Annotated in this window: 19 protein-coding genes; 9 read left to right on the top strand and 10 right to left on the bottom strand. The window is 52.9% G+C overall.

Features of this window, described 5'->3' with window-relative positions:
- Position 1: 1 nt before the first annotated feature.
- From ydcS to UTO39_RS02315, 3 genes are all read right to left on the bottom strand, one after another.
- Positions 2 to 1,147 (bottom strand): putative ABC transporter substrate-binding protein YdcS, encoded by a 1,146-nt coding sequence (gene ydcS / locus UTO39_RS02325; protein WP_320726343.1) that lies wholly within the window; start codon positions 1,145 to 1,147, stop codon positions 2 to 4.
- Between the two features lie 270 nt (positions 1,148 to 1,417).
- Positions 1,418 to 2,827 (bottom strand): PLP-dependent aminotransferase family protein, encoded by a 1,410-nt coding sequence (locus UTO39_RS02320; RefSeq protein ID WP_266177941.1) that lies wholly within the window; start codon positions 2,825 to 2,827, stop codon positions 1,418 to 1,420.
- A gap of 81 nt (positions 2,828 to 2,908) precedes the next feature.
- Entirely contained in the window at positions 2,909 to 3,097 is a 189-nt protein-coding gene (locus UTO39_RS02315) for a cold-shock protein (RefSeq protein ID WP_320726342.1), read from the bottom strand.
- Between the two features lie 425 nt (positions 3,098 to 3,522).
- Here UTO39_RS02315 and UTO39_RS02310 point away from each other — a divergent pair, with 425 nt between their 5' ends.
- The 7 genes from UTO39_RS02310 (at position 3,523) to hslJ (ending at position 8,034) form a co-directional block, all read left to right on the top strand.
- Complete coding sequence (locus UTO39_RS02310; RefSeq protein WP_320726341.1) at positions 3,523 to 4,014, top strand: Hcp family type VI secretion system effector; 492 nt, start codon at positions 3,523 to 3,525, stop codon at positions 4,012 to 4,014.
- On the top strand, positions 4,011 to 4,361 hold the full coding sequence (locus UTO39_RS02305) for a polymorphic toxin type 44 domain-containing protein (RefSeq protein WP_320726340.1): 351 nt from the start codon (positions 4,011 to 4,013) through the stop codon (positions 4,359 to 4,361). Before UTO39_RS02310 ends, UTO39_RS02305 begins: the two co-directional genes overlap by 4 nt.
- Positions 4,362 to 4,405: 44 nt before the next feature.
- Entirely contained in the window at positions 4,406 to 4,807 is a 402-nt protein-coding gene (locus UTO39_RS02300; RefSeq protein WP_320726339.1) for a hypothetical protein, read from the top strand.
- A 124-nt stretch (positions 4,808 to 4,931) separates the two neighbouring features.
- Positions 4,932 to 6,332 carry a cytochrome ubiquinol oxidase subunit I gene (locus UTO39_RS02295; protein ID WP_320726338.1) on the top strand — a complete coding sequence of 467 codons (1,401 nt, stop codon included), beginning with the start codon at positions 4,932 to 4,934 and terminating at the stop codon, positions 6,330 to 6,332.
- A complete protein-coding gene (gene cydB, locus UTO39_RS02290; protein WP_320726337.1) occupies positions 6,332 to 7,342 on the top strand; it encodes a cytochrome d ubiquinol oxidase subunit II in 1,011 nt (336 codons plus the stop codon). The genes UTO39_RS02295 and cydB overlap by 1 nt, the downstream gene beginning before the upstream one ends.
- Positions 7,342 to 7,470 (top strand): DUF2474 domain-containing protein, encoded by a 129-nt coding sequence (locus UTO39_RS02285; protein WP_008501283.1) that lies wholly within the window; start codon positions 7,342 to 7,344, stop codon positions 7,468 to 7,470. Before cydB ends, UTO39_RS02285 begins: the two co-directional genes overlap by 1 nt.
- A gap of 126 nt (positions 7,471 to 7,596) precedes the next feature.
- Positions 7,597 to 8,034 (top strand): heat shock protein HslJ, encoded by a 438-nt coding sequence (gene hslJ, locus UTO39_RS02280; protein WP_320726336.1) that lies wholly within the window; start codon positions 7,597 to 7,599, stop codon positions 8,032 to 8,034.
- Here hslJ and UTO39_RS02275 read toward each other — a convergent pair whose 3' ends face one another.
- Positions 8,035 to 8,301 carry a DUF333 domain-containing protein gene (locus tag UTO39_RS02275; protein WP_061099662.1) on the bottom strand — a complete coding sequence of 89 codons (267 nt, stop codon included), beginning with the start codon at positions 8,299 to 8,301 and terminating at the stop codon, positions 8,035 to 8,037. It lies immediately after the preceding gene.
- Positions 8,302 to 8,572: 271 nt separating this feature from the next.
- Between UTO39_RS02275 and nifJ the strand changes: the two genes are divergently transcribed.
- Both nifJ and ompC read left to right on the top strand, forming a co-directional pair.
- Complete coding sequence (nifJ, locus tag UTO39_RS02270) at positions 8,573 to 12,097, top strand: pyruvate:ferredoxin (flavodoxin) oxidoreductase (protein WP_320726335.1); 3,525 nt, start codon at positions 8,573 to 8,575, stop codon at positions 12,095 to 12,097.
- Between the two features lie 388 nt (positions 12,098 to 12,485).
- On the top strand, positions 12,486 to 13,616 hold the full coding sequence (gene ompC, locus UTO39_RS02265; protein ID WP_320726334.1) for a porin OmpC: 1,131 nt from the start codon (positions 12,486 to 12,488) through the stop codon (positions 13,614 to 13,616).
- 330 nt (positions 13,617 to 13,946) lie between these two features.
- On the opposite strand, the gene UTO39_RS02260 is transcribed toward ompC, so the two are convergent.
- From UTO39_RS02260 to UTO39_RS02235, 6 genes are all read right to left on the bottom strand, one after another.
- A complete protein-coding gene (locus UTO39_RS02260; protein WP_223239581.1) occupies positions 13,947 to 14,024 on the bottom strand; it encodes a hypothetical protein in 78 nt (25 codons plus the stop codon).
- A 68-nt stretch (positions 14,025 to 14,092) separates the two neighbouring features.
- Positions 14,093 to 14,515 carry a GFA family protein gene (locus UTO39_RS02255; protein WP_253542162.1) on the bottom strand — a complete coding sequence of 141 codons (423 nt, stop codon included), beginning with the start codon at positions 14,513 to 14,515 and terminating at the stop codon, positions 14,093 to 14,095.
- A gap of 3 nt (positions 14,516 to 14,518) precedes the next feature.
- Positions 14,519 to 14,716: a hypothetical protein gene (locus UTO39_RS02250; RefSeq protein WP_028013317.1), complete on the bottom strand. Its 198-nt coding sequence runs from the start codon at positions 14,714 to 14,716 to the stop codon at positions 14,519 to 14,521.
- Positions 14,717 to 14,790: 74 nt separating this feature from the next.
- A complete protein-coding gene (locus UTO39_RS02245) occupies positions 14,791 to 15,222 on the bottom strand; it encodes a VOC family protein (RefSeq protein ID WP_320726333.1) in 432 nt (143 codons plus the stop codon).
- 95 nt (positions 15,223 to 15,317) lie between these two features.
- On the bottom strand, positions 15,318 to 15,662 hold the full coding sequence (locus UTO39_RS02240; RefSeq protein WP_320726332.1) for a DUF1294 domain-containing protein: 345 nt from the start codon (positions 15,660 to 15,662) through the stop codon (positions 15,318 to 15,320).
- Between the two features lie 184 nt (positions 15,663 to 15,846).
- Positions 15,847 to 17,823, bottom strand: coding sequence for an alkyl sulfatase dimerization domain-containing protein (locus tag UTO39_RS02235; protein WP_320726331.1), 1,977 nt, complete (start codon positions 17,821 to 17,823; stop codon positions 15,847 to 15,849).
- Positions 17,824 to 18,322 lie beyond the last annotated feature (499 nt).

Here is an 18,322-nt window from a genome sequence, read left to right as displayed (position 1 = left end):
ATTAGCGGCCGCCCATAATGGCGATGTAATCCTGCGTCCAGCGGCTGTAAGGCACATATTTCCCGCCTTCTGCGATGGGGGTTTTCCAGAACATGATTTTGTCAAAATAGTTATAGCCGTTGGTTTCGCAGCCCTTGTCGCCCAGCAGCGTGCTGGCCTTACAACCTTCAGCCACGACGGGCAGCGAGCCAAACCATGCTGCCAGATCGCCCTGCACTTTCGGCGTGAGCGACCAGTTCATCCACTTGTAGGCGCACATCGGGTGTTTTGCCTGCTCGTGCAGCATGGTGGTGTCCGCCCAGCCGGTTACCCCTTCTTTTGGGAAGACGGTGGCAACGGGCTGGTTCTCGGCCTTCAGAGCATTCGCCTGATACGGCCAGGCGCTGGAGGCCACGACGCCTTCATTTTTGAAGTCGCTCATCTGGACGGTGGTGTCATGCCAGTAGCGGTGGATCAGGGCATGCTGGTCGCGAAGCACCTTGAGCACGGCGGCATATTGTTCTTCGGTGAGCTGGTACGGGTCTTTGATCCCCAGCTGCGGCTGGGTGGCTTTGACGAACAGCGCCGCATCGGCGATGTAAATCGGGCCATCATACGCCTGCACGCGCCCCTGATTAGTTTTACCGTCCGGCAGATCCTGCTTTGTAAAGACCACGCTCCAGCTGTCCGGCGGCGTCGGGAAGGTTTTGGTGTTGTACATCAGCAGGTTGGGTCCCCACTGATACGGCGTACCGTAGACTTTGCCGCCCACGTTAAACCACTCGCCCTTCACGATGCGCGGGTCGAGGGTTTTCCAGTTAGGGATAAGATCGGGGTTAATCGGCTGAACGCGTTTGCCCATGATCAGGCGCAGGGAGGCGTCACCTGAGGCGGTGACCAGGTCATATCCGCCTTTCGCCATCAGGCTGACCATTTCATCGGACGTGGCCGCCGTTTTGACGTTGACCGCGCAGCCGGTCTCTTTTTCAAACTGGGTGACCCAGTCATAATTTTTATCCGTCTGTCCGCGTTCGATGTACCCCGGCCAGGCGATAATATCCAGTCGACCTTCCCCGTCGCCGATGGCTTTTGGCGGTTCTGCGGCTTGCGCGGTCATGATAGTCATGCCGAGCGCGCACAGGCTGCTGCGGGCAAATCTTTTGCTCATAAGAGTTACTCCTGTCGCAATGAAATTTAGCGGCAGCCGTGCCGTAAAAATATCTCCCTCATTAAACGTAGACCGCGCAAATGCGCCGCACCGTTCGGCTTAAGGAAATTTCATCAAGGTGTGACCGAGGACGCATTCCCCGTTAACTGGATTATAGACAAGGAGTTAGCCGCGAAACCCGATATGCAGATTTCATATGATACGGCACCGCAAAATATTCGCCGTGCCGTCGTCAGGATAAGAAATGATTATTTAAATAAAGGGGAAAAGTTATTCCATCATTGTGCTAATTAATTTACCCAGCTGAATGACCGCCTGCTCTTCCCGCTCGCCCCATGCCCATGAGGTATTAAATCGGAAGAACGGCGTCCACGCGTCTGAGGTGGAAAACATCTTTCCAGGCGCAATGCTTATGTGGTGCGTTAAGGCCTTTTCGCTGAGCTGGCCCGCGTCCAGCCGCGCCGGCAGCTCCAGCCATAAAAAGTAGCCGCTGTCGTTATGGTGGATTTTAACGCCGGCAGGCATATGGCGCAGAAGCGACTGCCACGCCTGCTGTTTTCGCTCGGCGAGCGTTCGTCGCAGGCGCCGCAGATGGGCGTCGTAGCGCTTGGTCGCCAGGTAGTCCACCAGCGCCAGCTGCATGGGAGAACTGGTTGAGAGCGTGCTCATCAGCTGCAGCTGCTGAATGCGCCGCGCGTGTTTGCCCGCCGCCACCCATCCGATGCGAAACCCCGCCACCAGGCATTTTGAAAAGGAGGAGCAGTGGAGCGTCATGTCACTTCGATCCCAGGCTTTCGCCGGAAGGGGCTTTTCCCGACCAAAATAGAGCTCGCTGTAGACATCGTCCTCGATCAGGGTGACGTTGTGCTCCGTCAGGAGCGCGACCAGACGCGCTTTTTTTTCCGCGCTCAGCGTAAAGCCAAGCGGGTTTTGACCGTTGGTCATGAGCCAGCAGGCTTTTACCGGGTAATCGTTCAGCGCCTGCTCCAGCGCATTCAGATCGATCCCCTCCCGGACGTCTGTAGCGACCGACAGCGCTTTTAGCTTAAGACGCTCCAGCGCCTGCAGCGCGCCGTAGAAACAGGGGTTTTCAACAATCACCCAGTCTCCTGGCTCCGTCACCGCCTGTAAACTCAGGTTCAGGGCTTCAAGGGCGCCTGCGGTAATGACGATCTCGTCCGGCGAGATGTTCATCCCCTGCTGCGCATAGCGGCGCGCAATGGCGTGTCGGAGTTCAGCGTTACCGGGCGGCAGGTTCTCAATCACGCTCATTGCTGTAGCGGTTTTACTGACGTTTGCCAGCGAGCGGTTGAGCTGCTGAAGCGGGAAAAGCCGGGGGTCGGGAAAGGCGGAGGCGAAAGGAACAACGGACGGATCGCGGCTGGCCTGTAAGACCTCGAAGATGTAGGTATTGATATCTACCGCTTCATCACGCATCACCTGGGCAGGCGGCGCAGGCTGTTGTGCGGTCGGGCGCGAGGCAACGTAATAGCCCGACTGCGGCCTGGCGACAATGCGCCCCTGACTTTCCAGCATCTGATACGCGTGGCCAACGGTCATAAAGCTCATGCCGCTGCTTGCCACCTGCTCTCGCAGGGAAGGCAGCTTATCGCCCGGCAGCCAAACGCCAAGCTCAATCTGCGAGATAATTTGTTGCGCCAGACGCTGGTATTTTTTCATCAGATTCTCCTTATTGCGACAGTGTATATCAGCAGGAGAAAAAGAGAAGATTTTGCTAACTGTTATGAAAAAACGGGTTAATTACTTGCGGTACTCGGTGACGTGGCTTTGAGCGGAACGCGCAGCGGCCAGGTGATCGAGCGTAATCATCGGCGATTTGCAAAAAATGCATTTTGCACCGAACGGGTTTTTCTCAGACACATCAAAGGCTGAGGTACGGTACTGCGAGCCATGACAGCATGGGCAGCAGAAATGGATATAAGAAGTCATAGGATTCTCCTGTGAACGTTAAAACGTAAATTGCTAATGGGCCTTTCAGGCGATAGTGGTTTGAAACAAAAACTAATCGGAGTGTAGAAAGAGAACCAGGAGCGGCTGCGGAGAGGCACAACGTGATGAGAACTGCTTTATAAAACTACGTCAGATATTTTTTTGGACTCAAAACCAGAAGACCATTAACGCACGGCGATAACGACAAAGCAAGCGGTTTTATGTGGAAAATTCATAAAAATACACTTTAGAACACTGATAAACGCATTACTGTAGTGTATTAATCAAATCGATAACTGCAATTCGACACATAACTCTATGAAATATAAAGATTTTGCATAGCATTTTTGGCCTAATCGGCTTGCCCGCTCTGGAGTATTAAATTACTCAAAAATATCATCGACTAAATCAAAAAGGAGTTTTACATGGCCATTCCAGCATATTTATGGATAAAAGATGACGGCGGAGCAGATATTAAGGGCGCTGTTGATGTTCAGGATCGCGAAGGCAGCATAGAAGTTAATGGCTTTTCCCACAACCTCAGCCTGCCTACCGATGGTCTTACGGGAAAAATTACCGGAACTCGCAAGCATTCATCCGTAATCATACAAAAAGACTTTGATTCTTCGTTACCCTATCTCTATAAAGCTGTCGCAACTGGTCAAACCCTTAAATCTGCAGAGTTTAGGTGGTACAAGATTAATGATGCAGGGCAAGAGGTAGAATACTTCAACATGTTTTTGGAAGGAGTAAAAATCGTCGGCGTCTCGCCAATGATGCATGACACAAAAGATCCAACGAAGGAAAAACACAATCATCTCGAATGTGTAGAATTTCGATATGAAAAAATCACCTGGAAACACTGTGACGGTAACATCATGTTTACCGACGACTGGAATGAGAGACCTCAAGCATGAGATACCCAACTTTAGCGGTGTCTCCTCACCCACCTTATGATATTTCATCTTTCTCACCGCCAGGTGTTAATATTATAAATAATATGATGTTAGCACGTTTTCATTGGGGCCCATCAGCACTAACATATGAGTGGTTTTATCAACAGGTCAGGTTACATGGCCCATGGGATTATAAAACAAGAATTGGCCGACAATACGAGAATTTTGGCAATTTTCATTATGGTGCAGTTGGCACTGCGGCTGGAATTTCTGCCCCCGTTCTTTTACGTGCTGCCGGATGGGCGCAGTCAAAATCAGGGAATGGGAAATCAACAGATGGACACTGGTATGATTCCCCCCCCTTTTGAGGATGATCCTAATGATCAACTCTGGATTAAATGCGGAATAGACTATGCAACCAGAACGGGTTTTTAAAAAACGCTATATTCTAGTACCTTTATTATTTTCACTGGCCTACGCCGGATGGTTTTTATATTTTATGAACTTCCCTGTCGAACAAGATTTACGTTCAAAAGTAAAAGTCAATAGCTGGGCTGTTTTGTATGTTACTCAAGCTAATGCCGGGGCAATGACATCGTTTACCTATCATTACTATTTATCGGATGCAAAAAGAAGCGAAGCAGATTTTTTATCTCATATTGACCAGGCCACGCCATTTATGGTGACTAACGATCCTGACGTGATAATCAGTGTTAAGGACGATGGCGTATATCTACGTGTTCGTGGGGACATATATTCTTTCCATAATACGTCTAAACTCGCCAATATTCTTCTTGATGCATCACCATACTAAAGGTGCTCGCTGAATGCTCATTAGTCTGGAAACTGTTATAGATAAATAACACAGGTCTGTCTCTGCAACCCAAAGCTGGCGCGGCTTAGAATGGCATCGACATAATTACATCGCGGAGTTTTGCATGTTTGGTTTGGATGCTTTTCACCTTGCGCGGATACAGTTTGCCTTTACCGTATCCTTTCACATTATTTTCCCGGCCATCACCATTGGCCTGGCCAGCTATCTTGCCGTGCTCGAAGGGCTGTGGCTGAAAACAAAAAATCCGGTCTGGCGCTCGCTGTACCATTTCTGGTCGAAGATTTTCGCCGTCAACTTTGGCATGGGCGTGGTCTCCGGGCTGGTGATGGCCTACCAGTTTGGCACCAACTGGAGCGGCTTTTCGCAGTTTGCGGGCAGTATTACCGGCCCGCTGCTGACCTATGAAGTGCTTACCGCCTTCTTCCTTGAAGCCGGGTTCCTCGGCGTGATGCTGTTCGGCTGGAATAAAGTGGGGCCAGGCCTGCACTTCTTCTCCACCTGCATGGTGGCGCTGGGCACCATTATCTCCACCTTCTGGATCCTCTCATCGAACAGCTGGATGCAGACCCCGCAGGGCTACGAGATCGTCAACGGGCAGGTAGTACCGGTGGACTGGTTCGCCGTAGTATTTAACCCCTCCTTCCCCTACCGCCTGCTGCATATGTCGATAGCGGCATTCCTGAGTAGCGCCCTGTTTGTCGGTGCATCCGCGGCATGGCATCTGCTGCGCGGGAATAATACCCCCGCCATCCGGGCGATGTTTTCGATGGCGCTATGGATGACGCTGATTGTTGCTCCCCTCCAGGCCCTGGTTGGCGATATGCACGGGTTGAACACCTTAAAGCACCAGCCCGCGAAGATTGCCGCCATTGAAGGCCATTGGGAAAACCCGCCGGGCGAGCCTACCCCGCTGCTGCTGTTTGGCTGGCCGGACATGGAACAGGAGCGCACCCGCTTTGGGCTGGCGATCCCGGCGCTGGGCAGCCTCATCCTGACGCACAGTCTGGATAAACAGGTTCCGGCCCTCAAAGAGTTTCCGAAGGAAGACCGTCCTAATTCCACCATCGTCTTCTGGTCGTTCCGCATTATGGCGGGCTTAGGGATGCTGATGCTGCTGCTTGGGGTCGTGGCGCTCTGGCTGCGTTATAAAAAGCAGGTTTATTCTTCACGTCCGTTCCTGTGGTTTGCGCTGCTGATGGGGCCATCCGGGCTGATTGCCATTCTGGCAGGATGGGTCACCACCGAAGTCGGTCGCCAGCCGTGGGTGGTCTACGGGCTTCAGCGAACGAAGGATGCGGTTTCTGCCCATGGCGATCTGCATATGAGCGTGAGCCTGCTGGCCTTCTTCGTCGTCTATACCTCGGTATTCGGCGTGGGCTACAGCTATATGGTGCGCCTCATCCGAAAAGGCCCGCAGCCGCACGAATCGTTCGCCACCGAGTCCGACGGACGCCCGGCGCGCCCGCTTTCTGCCGTCACATCTGAACATAAGGAGCAGCCATAATGGGTATCGATCTTTCCATTATCTGGTTTGTTATCATCGTCTTTGCCACGCTGATGTATATCGTCATGGACGGGTTTGATCTGGGGATCGGTATTCTGTTCCCGGCAACGAAAAACGCCGACGATCGCGACGTGATGGTCAACAGCGTCGCGCCGGTCTGGGACGGAAATGAGACCTGGCTGGTGCTCGGCGGTGCCGCCCTGTTTGGTGCATTCCCACTGGCCTATGCGGTGATTATTGATGCCCTGACCATTCCGCTGACGTTAATGCTGATCGGACTTATTTTTCGTGGCGTAGCGTTTGAGTTTCGTTTTAAAGCCACGCCGGCCCACCGTCCTTTCTGGGATAAGGCGTTTATTGGCGGTTCCGTTCTGGCGACGTTTACCCAGGGCGTGACGGTGGGTGCCGTCATTAACGGCTTTAGCGTCACTGGCAGAACGTATACCGGCGGACCGTTTGACTGGTTTACCGCGTTTAATCTGTTCTGCGGCGCGGGTCTGGTGGTGGCCTACGCGCTGTTAGGTTCTACGTGGCTGGTGATGAAAAGCGAAAATGCGCTACAGCAAAGGATGCGTGAGGTTTCGAAGACGCTGTTGATCGTGCTGCTGGCGTTTATCGCGGCGATCAGCCTCTGGACGCCGCTGGCGCACCCGGCCATCGCTGCGCGCTGGTTTACGCTGCCGAATCTGTTTTATCTGCTGCCGGTCCCTGCCCTGGTCGTCATGTTTAGCCTCTACCAGTGGCGCTGCCTGAGTAATCCTGACAGCCATGCTCGGCCGTTTATTCTGACGCTGGGGCTGATCTTCCTCGGCTTTAGCGGGCTTGGGATCAGCATCTGGCCGCATATCATACCGCCGTCGATCACCCTGTGGCAGGCCGCCGCGCCGACGCAAAGCCAGGGCTTTATGCTGGTGGGCGCGCTGTTGATCATTCCCGTCATTCTGGTCTACACCTTCTGGAGCTACTACGTATTTCGCGGCAAAGTTCAGCATGGGGAGGGTTATCACTGATGCAACAACCTGTCTGGAAAAGATTGCTGTGGCTGGCCATTATCTGGGGCGGCAGCGTACTGGCGCTGGCAGCGGTCAGCATGCTCTTTCGCATGCTGATGACGGCTGCCGGGTTTAAATCGCATTAAACTTCATTCCGGGCAGCCCCGCGCTGCCCGGCACCGCCCCGCACTTTCAGATAAACCCCATTAACGCACCGCAGAGTATCGTTACACTGGTAAAAGATTCACAGAATTTATAATTTGAGAAGAAAAATGAAAAAGCTCATCGCGTTAAGTGTTATCAGCCTTGTCCTCAGCGGCTGCGTTAATCCGGGCAAAGCATCCGTCCAGCCGGATCGGTTGAAGAGCCACCGTTTTGTTCTGGAAAACGTGGACGGCAAGGCCGTGATGGGCATGACAACGCAGCCTGAGATCGTTTTTAACGCGCTTCCCGATATTAGCCTCGTTGATAACATTAGCGTTTCGGGCCAGATGTGTAACCGCTTCAACGGGCAGGGAAAACTGTCCGAAGGTGAGCTAAAGGTGAAAACGCTGGCGATGACCCGCAAACTTTGTACCGAACCACAGCTTAACGAGCTGGATCAAGCCATCGGCGACATGCTGCGCAAAGGGGCGCAGGTCGACCTGACTGAAGACCAGTTAACGCTGGCGACAGCCGATAAAACGCTGATGTTTAAGCGCGCAGAATAATCAGTAGCTACCGCAGCTTCCAACGGCAAGCGACTGTTCACTGCAGCGTTTGCCGTTTGGCAAGGCGCACATTCCAATAGACGAACCATCAAGCTGGCGGGCAACGGACAGCGAGCCGCCAATCATGGCGCAGTTGGCCTGGCCTGAACTGGACATTGCCGCTTTCATTCCCGGCGCCACGTGTGCCGCCGTGGCCTGCTGAACAGGTTCACTGCTGCATGCCGACAATAATAGCGCGGCACACCCTACCCAAAATGCTGAACGCATGCTCTCTTCCCCGTAATTAGTGCGAAACCTAAGCATAATAGGCATCACATCCCGTGTCGTCGAGAGCGGAAGTGCGTATTTATGCGCTGCTGAAACAATTTCTCGCAATTTTTTCGCCCTAAGTTTGATCTAACCATTGATGGTGGGAATACCGAGGACACAAAAGCGAAAATCGCAAAACCCCCTGTTTGCTAGACTTAAGAGATAATATTCAAGGCTGGTCGCCTTATGACAGCCTCTCTATTTTTGCGCAATGTAAGGGTGTCGTCCTATGCAAACTATTGACGGTAATGGTGCAGTTGCCTCAGTCGCGTTTCGCACCAGTGAAGTTATCGCCATCTATCCGATCACGCCAAGTTCAACCATGGCCGAGCAGGCGGATGCCTGGGCGGGAAACGGGTTAAAAAACGTCTGGGGCGATGTCCCGAGAGTGGTTGAAATGCAGTCTGAAGCGGGGGCGATTGCTACGGTCCACGGTGCGCTGCAGACAGGCGCGCTTTCCACGTCGTTTACCTCCTCTCAGGGATTGTTGTTGATGATCCCAACGCTGTACAAACTCGCGGGTCAACTGACCCCTTTCGTCCTGCACGTCGCGGCCCGTACCGTGGCCACCCACGCACTCTCTATTTTTGGCGATCACTCGGACGTGATGGCCGTGCGCCAGACCGGGTGCGCGATGCTGTGCGCCAGCAGCGTTCAGGAAGCCCAGGACTTTGCCTTAATTTCGCATATCGCCACGCTTAAAAGCCGCGTTCCGTTTATCCACTTCTTTGATGGTTTCCGTACGTCTCACGAAATCAACAAAATCGTCCCGCTGGCGGACGAGACTATCCTTGATCTGCTGCCGCAGGCGGAAATTGACGCGCATCGCGCCCGCGCCCTGAACCCGGAACATCCGGTTATCCGCGGGACATCGGCAAACCCGGATACTTATTTCCAGTCACGCGAGGCCACAAACCCGTGGTACAACGCGGTTTATGACCACGTCGAGCAGGCAATGAATGACTTTGCCTCCGCAACCGGACGCGAGTACAAACCGTTCGAATACTACGGCCACCCGCAGGCCGAGCGCGTGATTGTGCTGATGGGTTCCGCTATCGGCACCTGTGAAGAGGTGGTCGACGAGCTGCTGACCCGTGGAGAAAAGGTCGGCGTGCTTAAAGTGCGCCTTTACCGCCCGTTCTCGGCTAAACATTTGCTCTCTGCCCTGCCGGAAAGCGCGCGTACCGTGGCGGTGCTCGATCGAACCAAAGAGCCTGGCGCACACGCGGAACCGCTGTATCTTGACGTGATGACAGCCCTCGCTGAAGCTTTTAATAACGGCGAACGTGAAACGCTGCCGCGCGTTATCGGCGGACGCTATGGCCTGTCTTCCAAAGAGTTTGGGCCGGACTGCGTGCTGGCCGTGTTTAACGAACTAAGGGAAGCGAAACCCAAGCCGCGCTTTACGGTGGGCATTTATGATGACGTGACGAATCTTTCCCTGCCCTTGCCGGAAAACACCCTGCCCTCGACCGCCAAACTTGAGGCGCTGTTTTACGGCCTGGGCAGCGACGGCAGCGTCTCGGCGACCAAAAACAATATCAAGATCATCGGCAATTCAACCCCGTGGTACGCGCAGGGTTACTTCGTCTACGACTCCAAGAAAGCCGGCGGTCTGACCGTTTCTCACCTGCGCGTCAGCGAGCAGCCTATCCGCTCGGCCTACCTTATTTCTCAGGCCGACTTTGTTGGCTGCCATCAGCTGCAGTTTATCGACAAGTACCAGATGGCCGAGCGCCTGAAGCCCGGCGGTATCTTCCTCCTCAATACGCCATACAATGCGGATGAGGTCTGGGCGCGCCTGCCGCAGGAAGTACAGACGGTGCTGAATCAGAAAAAAGCCCGCTTCTACGTGGTTAACGCGGCGAAAATTGCCCGCGAATGTGGCCTGGCCGCGCGTATCAATACCGTCATGCAAATGGCCTTCTTCCATTTGACCAATATCCTGCCTGGCGACAGCGCGCTGGTGGAACTGCAGGGGGCCATTGCCAAAAGCTACAGCAGCAAGGGGCAGGAGCTGGTAGAGCGAAACTGGCAGGCGCTGGCGCTGGCGCGCGAGTCGCTGTTTGAGGTGCCGCTGCAGCCGGTCAATGACGCCAGCCCGAATCGCCCTCCTGTGGTCTCAGATGCGGCACCTGATTTCGTGAAGACCGTGACGGCCGCCATGCTGGCCGGGCTGGGTGACGCCCTGCCCGTCTCTGCGCTGCCGCCGGACGGAACCTGGCCGATGGGCACCACGCGCTGGGAAAAACGCAATATCGCCGAAGCGATCCCCATCTGGAAAGAAGAGCTCTGTACCCAGTGTAACCACTGCGTCGCGGCCTGCCCGCACTCGGCCATTCGCGCCAAAGTGGTGTCACCGGAAGCAATGGAAGATGCCCCGGCCAGCCTGCACTCTCTGGATGTAAAATCCCGCGACATGCGCGGCCAGAAATACGTTCTGCAGGTCGCGCCGGAAGACTGCACCGGGTGTAACCTGTGCGTTGAGGTCTGCCCGGCTAAGGACAGGCAGAACCCGGACATCAAGGCCATCAATATGATGTCGCGCCTTGAGCACGTTGAAGAAGAAAAAGTGAACTATGACTTCTTCCTGAACCTGCCGGAAATCGATCGCAGCAAGCTGGAACGCATTGATATTCGTACCTCGCAGCTGATCACGCCGCTGTTCGAGTACTCCGGCGCCTGCTCCGGCTGCGGTGAAACGCCGTATATCAAACTCCTTACCCAGCTGTACGGCGACCGAATGCTGATTGCCAACGCCACCGGCTGTTCATCAATCTACGGCGGTAATTTACCGTCCACGCCGTACACCACCGATGCGAATGGTCGCGGTCCGGCATGGGCAAACTCCCTGTTCGAGGATAACGCCGAGTTTGGCCTGGGCTTCCGCCTCACCGTTGACCAGCACCGCGCGCGCGTGATGCGCCTGCTGGAACAGTTTGCCGGGCAGATCCCTGCCGATCTCAATGCCGCACTTCACGCCGACGCAACGCCAGAGGTGCGTCGCGAGCAGGTAGCGGAGCTGCGTAACGCCCTTAAGGGGGTGGCCGGGGCTGAACAGCTTCTTACCGACGCTGACGCTCTGGTCGAAAAATCGATCTGGCTGATTGGCGGCGACGGCTGGGCTTACGACATCGGCTTTGGCGGGCTGGATCACGTGTTAAGCCTGACCGAAAACGTCAACATTCTGGTTCTGGATACGCAGTGTTATTCCAATACCGGTGGGCAGGCATCGAAAGCCACGCCGCTGGGCGCCGTCACGAAATTTGGTGAACACGGTAAACGCAAGGCGCGTAAGGATCTCGGCGTGAGCATGATGATGTACGGCCACGTTTACGTCGCGCAAATCTCGCTGGGCGCGCAGCTTAACCAGACGGTGAAAGCCATTCAGGAGGCTGAAGCGTATCCGGGGCCGTCGCTGATTATTGCCTACAGCCCTTGCGAAGAGCATGGCTACGACCTGGCCCTCAGCCACGATCAGATGCGTCAGCTGACGGCCACCGGCTTCTGGCCGCTTTACCGGTTCGATCCGCGCCGTGCGGACGAGGGCAAATTACCGCTGGCGCTGGATTCGCGTCCACCGTCAGACGCCCTGGCAGAAACGCTAATGCAGGAGCAGCGCTTCCGCCGCCTGAATGCGCAACAGCCTGAGGTGGCTGAGCAGCTCTGGCAAGACGCGGCAGCAGATCTGCAAAAACGGTATGACTTCCTGGCGCAGCTGGCAGGAAAAGCCGAAAAATCCACCAGCGACTAACCCTCTGCCCGGCTCGTCCGGGCATTTTTTTGCCATAAAAAAAGCCCGATGTTTTCACATCGGGCTAATCCAGATAATTAATGAATCTCTCTTTAGTTTCCCAAATGACATTCATGATAATTATGGATAAATAATCTTAAAGGCATATAACGGGGCAGAGATTACCTGATTTAACCGCTAATTAATAATTTTTATTTAATATGGTTTATTTTAACTCATTCACAAAGCAAATGACTATTACCGCAGATTTATCCGGTTTAGATTTTACTTAATTCGTAACAATTCTATTTTATTACTATTCCGCAGGAGTGATTTAGCATGAGACAACTTTCTTATCCGGAAAGTTCAACAGGTAATCAAATAAAAACAACTGCAAAGGAATATCACTATGCAAAGAAAAGTACTGGCTCTGATGATTCCGGCTCTGTTAATGGCTGGCGCCGCGCATGCGGCAGAAATTTATAATAAAGACGGCAACAAACTGGATCTGTACGGAAAAGTAGATGGTCTGCACTATTTCTCCGACGATGCTTCTAAAGACGGCGATCAAACCTACATGCGTCTGGGTTTCAAAGGTGAAACGCAGATTAACGACATGATGACCGGCTACGCGCAGTGGGAATATAACATTCAGGCGAATAACACCGAAGGGTCTGATAATCAGTCCTGGACGCGCCTGGCTTTCGCGGGTGTCAAAGTGGGTGACTACGGTTCCTTTGACTACGGCCGTAACTATGGCGTGCTGTACGACGTGGAAGGCTGGACCGATATGCTGCCTGAGTTCGGCGGCGACTCTTACACCTATGCGGATAACTTTATGACCGGCCGCGCCAACGGCGTAGCAACGTACCGTAACACCGATTTCTATGGTCTGGTGCAGGGTCTGAACTTCGCGCTGCAGTATCAGGGCAACAATGAAGGCAGTAATTGCGATGAGACGGGTTGCTCTCAGGAAGGGACTAACAACCGGACAGATAACAACATCCGCAATCAAAATGGCGACGGCTTCGGTATTTCTACCACCTATGATTTCGGCATGGGGATCAGTGCCGGTGCCGCCTACGCCTCATCTGACCGTACAAATGACCAGGTGATACATACCACTGCGGGCGGCGACAAAGCAGATGCCTGGACCGCAGGCCTGAAATATGACGCCAATAATATCTATCTGGCGGCAATGTATTCTGAAACCCGCAATATGACGCCTTACGGTGATAACACCGATGCTGTGGCGAATAAGACTCAGAACTTCGAAGTAACCGCCCAGTACCAGTTCGATTTCGGTCTGCGTCCGGCTATTTCTTACCTGCAGTCAAAAGGGAAAGACCTGGGCAACGGCCAGGGCGATCAGGACCTGGTTAAATATGCTGACGTAGGCGCGACCTACTATTTCAACAAGAACATGTCCACCTACGTTGATTATAAAATCAACCTGCTGGATGAAGACGACAGCTTCTACAAAAACAACGGCATCAGCACCGACGACGTCGTTGCATTAGGCCTGGTTTACCAGTTCTGATAAGTAGAGCCCGCAGCATAATGCGGGCTCCTCTTTTTGATGTTTGTCTCACAACAGCACTTTATTGCCGTATTGTTGAGGATAAGTTGAAAGAAAACGGGTTAGACTGCGCCGATATCCCCCTCTTCACTAAGGATGACAGCGTTGTTTGGTCGTATATCCGTTACCATACTGACTCTTCTGGCGTGTTTATGGATGGCGTTAATCTTTGATTTTCGCGATATTGTCGGACATCTCGGCACGCTGTTAAACCATCTGGATCGCCATTAACGGTCATTCCCATAAAAAAGCCACCAGCAGTGCCGGTGGCGGTCATACGCGTTTCGAGCGTTACTTTTTCACGGGTTGAGGTTTTTTATCCCCTGATTCCGGGGCCTCACGCGGATCGTCTTTTTCTACACAGAGCATAATTTCTCCTGTTTTAGAAACCCACTTCCCACTATAGCCAGGCTGATAAAAAAAAGGCCAGGCGGTAATTAACCTTTACTGGTCTCTTTTTTGCGAAACGAGAGATAGCCAAAAACGCCGCTTTCACCATCGCTCGGGTGGTTTACGCCATCCATCACCGTCACTTCGGGGAAATCAAACGGCGACACGTTTTCAAAACAGGCGACATTCACTCCGTATTCATTTGGGTTTGAACGACGCTGATGGAACGTGTAAATCCCGCAGACCGAGCAGAAGAAATGCCGCGCCGTCCCCGTGTTGAACCGGTACTCCGTCAGCTTATCTTCACCTCTCGTCACGGTGATACCCGACAGCGGTGCAGAGACCACAACCGCGCCCCGCATACGGCAGAAAGAGCAGCTGCAGCGCCGCGCGGTATTAAAGCCGTCAGTAAGTTCGACGGTAAATGCCACCGCACCACAATGGCACTGTGCATGACGAATGTCAGCCATCGGCTATACCCCTTTTCTCACCAGCTCGGCAGCTTTAAGGAAAACCTCATCTTCCACACCATCGCCTTTCTGCCTGCCGAGCCTGACCAGTTCGTTAACAATGCTGTCACGATCGATCGTTTTTTGCGATGAAACCAGCCCTATAACGGCGGCCCCAATCGCCAGCCCCACTAATCCTGTTTGTTCGTCTTTGTTCTTCATACTCATGCTCCTGATACAACAAACAAGCGTAGCAGGATTTTCAAAAACGCAGCGTCAGACCGTGTTCAGGCGTTTTACTGTTTCGCCTGAATTGCTGTGAGCCCGACGCGCTGGCCGTACGAGAGCTCTAAGGTATTTCCATCGGGATCGGCAAAGAATACATAGTACCCAACGGGATCGCCCAGATCTTCCGGCGTTTTCCGTAACACCCCTTCTTCGATAGCCATCGCGGTTTTTCTGTCAATTTCTTCGCGCGTGGCGCAGGCAATCCCAAGGTGGCCAAAATGCCCCAGCGGCGTATCGGTCACGCTGTCCGCCTGCACCAGAACCAGCGCAAAAGGACGCGTATGGTCAGTTAGCCACGCCACTTTACGGGCAGCAGGAAGACCGGGCTCACGCGAATGAATGACGTCCATCCCGGCATATCGGCGGTAGAAAGCAACGCTCTTCTCCAGATCCCTGACCATAAACGCAACATGAGTGAATCCTACGTCAATGTCTTTCATTTTAAGATGTTACTCCTGTATCAACATGTCGCAGACATTTTAAAAGCTCAAGTTAACTTGAGGTCAACGGTGAATTTGTGCGGTCCTGATGATGTTCAGAAAAGAATAAAGGGACAGAAATGATAAACCGCCGCCGTGGCTGAAATACTCACGACGATGCTCAGCAAAAACCAGGTTTTGAAGGGCTGCTTCTGCGTTTTATGGCGAAAGATCTGTTGGCCTAATATGGCGCCTGGCCACCCTCCCACAGTACCAAACGCCAGTAACGTGATCTCCGGTACCCTGCGCATCCCTTTTCGCGCGGCGGTTTTATCGACACCGTAAACGATCATCGTCAGGACATTGATTAACAGCAACCACATGGCAAAGGGATACGTGGCCAAAAAGCTGCTGATTGCAGCGATGAGCAGGAACAAAAAACAAAGGCGATTCAGAGTCATAAGGACAGCCACTGGATATTTATGCGAATTCGAAAGGCATTATACGCAGGGAGCGGCCACTATTCTGTTCACATCTGCCTGTGTTTGAGGAATTATCAGTTTTCATCGGCCTGATGTTAACAACATGCTGACCGACAAGCGTGTAAAACGTCCCTGCGGGAAATATTTCCCGCAGGGAACGCGCTTAAGGTGTGACGATATTGAACCAGAAATCAAATTTATCCATATACCCGAGCATCGCGTCGAGTTTCGCTCCATCACCTGAAATTTTTACATCGCCGCTGTCTTCGGCCTGCTTGAGCGTAACCTCCTGCAGGATGATTTTATTCAGCGTGTCCCGATTCAGGGTCACCGTCGCATCTGCGTCCTTCGCCTCGGCGTTAGCCGTGTGGTTCAGCACGCCATTTTCCAGCTCCAGCTTATATTTGCCGCCATCGCTGCCCAGATCGATGTTAAATACCGATTTAGCGTCCCCGGCTTTCTGGCCGTTAATATGTACCGCCAGATAATCGAAGAACATCTCTGGGGTCATGGCGCGCACGGTATCCGGGCTGGCGGTGTTTGGCGTCGGGCCTTTCACTACGCCGTTACGGAGCTCCTGGGCTCCGGTCAGGTAGAAGTTACGCCATGGCCCCGATTCAGCCTGGTAGCCAAGCTGCTCCAACGCATCCGCTTCCAGGTTACGCGCGGCCTGGTTATTCGGGTCGGCAAACACAACTTTGCTCACGACCTGCGCAACCCAGCGGTAGTTCCCCTGGTCAAAGTCGGTTTTCGCCTTGCTCAAAATGGCATCCGCACCGCCCATATACTCCACGAATTTCTTCGCGCCCTCTTCAGGTGGCAGTTCATCCAGCGTTGCCGGATTGCCATCAAACCAGCCAAGGTAAAGAACATAGGTTGCTTTCACATCATGGCTCACCGATCCGTAGTAACCGCGGTTAGCCCAGGTATGCGCCAGTGAATCTGGCAGCTTAAAGTTTGCGGCTATTTCATCCCGCGTCAGCCCTTCGTTTGCCATGCGAAGCGTCTGGTCGTTGATGTAACGATAGAGGTCACGTTGACTTTTCAGCAGTTTGACTACGTTTTCATTACCCCAGGTCGGCCAGTGGTGTTGCGCCATGATGATTTCCGCTTTATCACCCCAGCGCACGATCGCCTGATTGATGTATTTCGACCACGGCAGCGGTTCACGAATTTTCGCGCCACGCAGTGAATAGGTGTTGTGCAGGGTGTGAGTGACATCCTCGGCAGATTCGATGAGTTTCTTCTCTTCGATATACCAGAGCATTTCCGAGGGTGCTTCAGAACCCGGCGCGAGCATAAAGTCGTAGGTAAGTCCGTCGATGACCTCTTTCTGACCATCTTTCTCAATGATGTTCGTAGGAGCAATCAGCGTCACCGTTCCTGCTGATGTTGTGGTCCCCAGACCAGCCCCCACCTGTCCTTTGGCATCTGGCTTCAGCAAGTTGCCGTACATGTAGCTGGCGCGGCGGCTCATGACATTACCTGCCATGATATTTTCCGCAACGGCGGCTTCCATAAACCCTGCCGGGGCATAGACTTTGACCTTGCCGGACTTCACGTCCGCTTCATCAACCACGCCCCGCACGCCGCCGTAGTGGTCAACATGGCTGTGGGTATAAATAACGGCAACAACGGGTTTATTCCCGCGATTTTTGAAGTAGAGATCCATACCCACTTTCGCTGTTTCTGCCGATACCAGCGGGTCCACCACGGTAATACCCTCTTTACCTTCGATAATGGTCATATTCGACAGGTCAAGATTTCGAATCTGATAAACGCCGTCGGTAACCTCAAACAGACCGCTAATATTGATCAGCTGAGATTGACGCCATAAGCTGGGATTAACCGTATCGGGAGCTTTATCGCCTTCTTTAATAAAAGAATATTGTTGCGGATTCCAGATTATATTTCCTTGCTCGCCCTTGATAACCTCCTGAGGAAGTGGCGCGATGAAACCTTTATGAGCATTGGTAAAATCAGTGTTATCGGAGAAAGGAAGTTGATTATACAAGGCATTGTTGGCTTGTTGCGTTGCTGCTGCTGCCTCTTTAGAGGCCTCTGCGGCCCAAAGGGACGGGCTCATTGAGCCCAGAATGCCAGCTAAAGCAAGGCTCCTTACTATCATGTTGAATTTCATCAAAACCTCTCGATGTTCTGCCACAGCATATGTGGGATTTTTTAAAAAGAACTTAATGAAAGGAAGCATGAATAAATATAAGTGGTGTTGCGCAATCAGCAAGTTAACTGGCTAAAATTAACGCGTTGAATTTGTGCAGAAATGGTCTAAGCAGGGCCGTTAATTCTGTACATTATTCACCGAATAAAAAACGATAATAGCGATATTTTTATCATACAGTTGTTGATGGGCAGTTCTTTCCGTTCATCAACTATTACCGAATCTTTACTGAAATCATCTCGCCGCTCTCCATCAATAGTGCTTACGCCTGTTCTTGTCAGGCTAAATCTCTCGATGCAATCCCTAAGCGTATTGAATTCGTCGCAGTAATCCGTACCATACGCGGCATGCCTACGCCTGCTGGCGTTTATCTGCCAGCGCTACCCCGTCTTTCGTTGCCGGTCAGAGGGGCTTGAAAACGCGAAAAGGGTTTACGAAATTTACGGGGCAGGATAGCGGA

The sequence above is a fragment of the Enterobacter sp. 118C5 genome (assembly GCF_034107645.1).
Taxonomy (GTDB): domain Bacteria; phylum Pseudomonadota; class Gammaproteobacteria; order Enterobacterales; family Enterobacteriaceae; genus Enterobacter; species Enterobacter nematophilus.
This window is presented reverse-complemented; position numbering and strand designations above follow the sequence as displayed.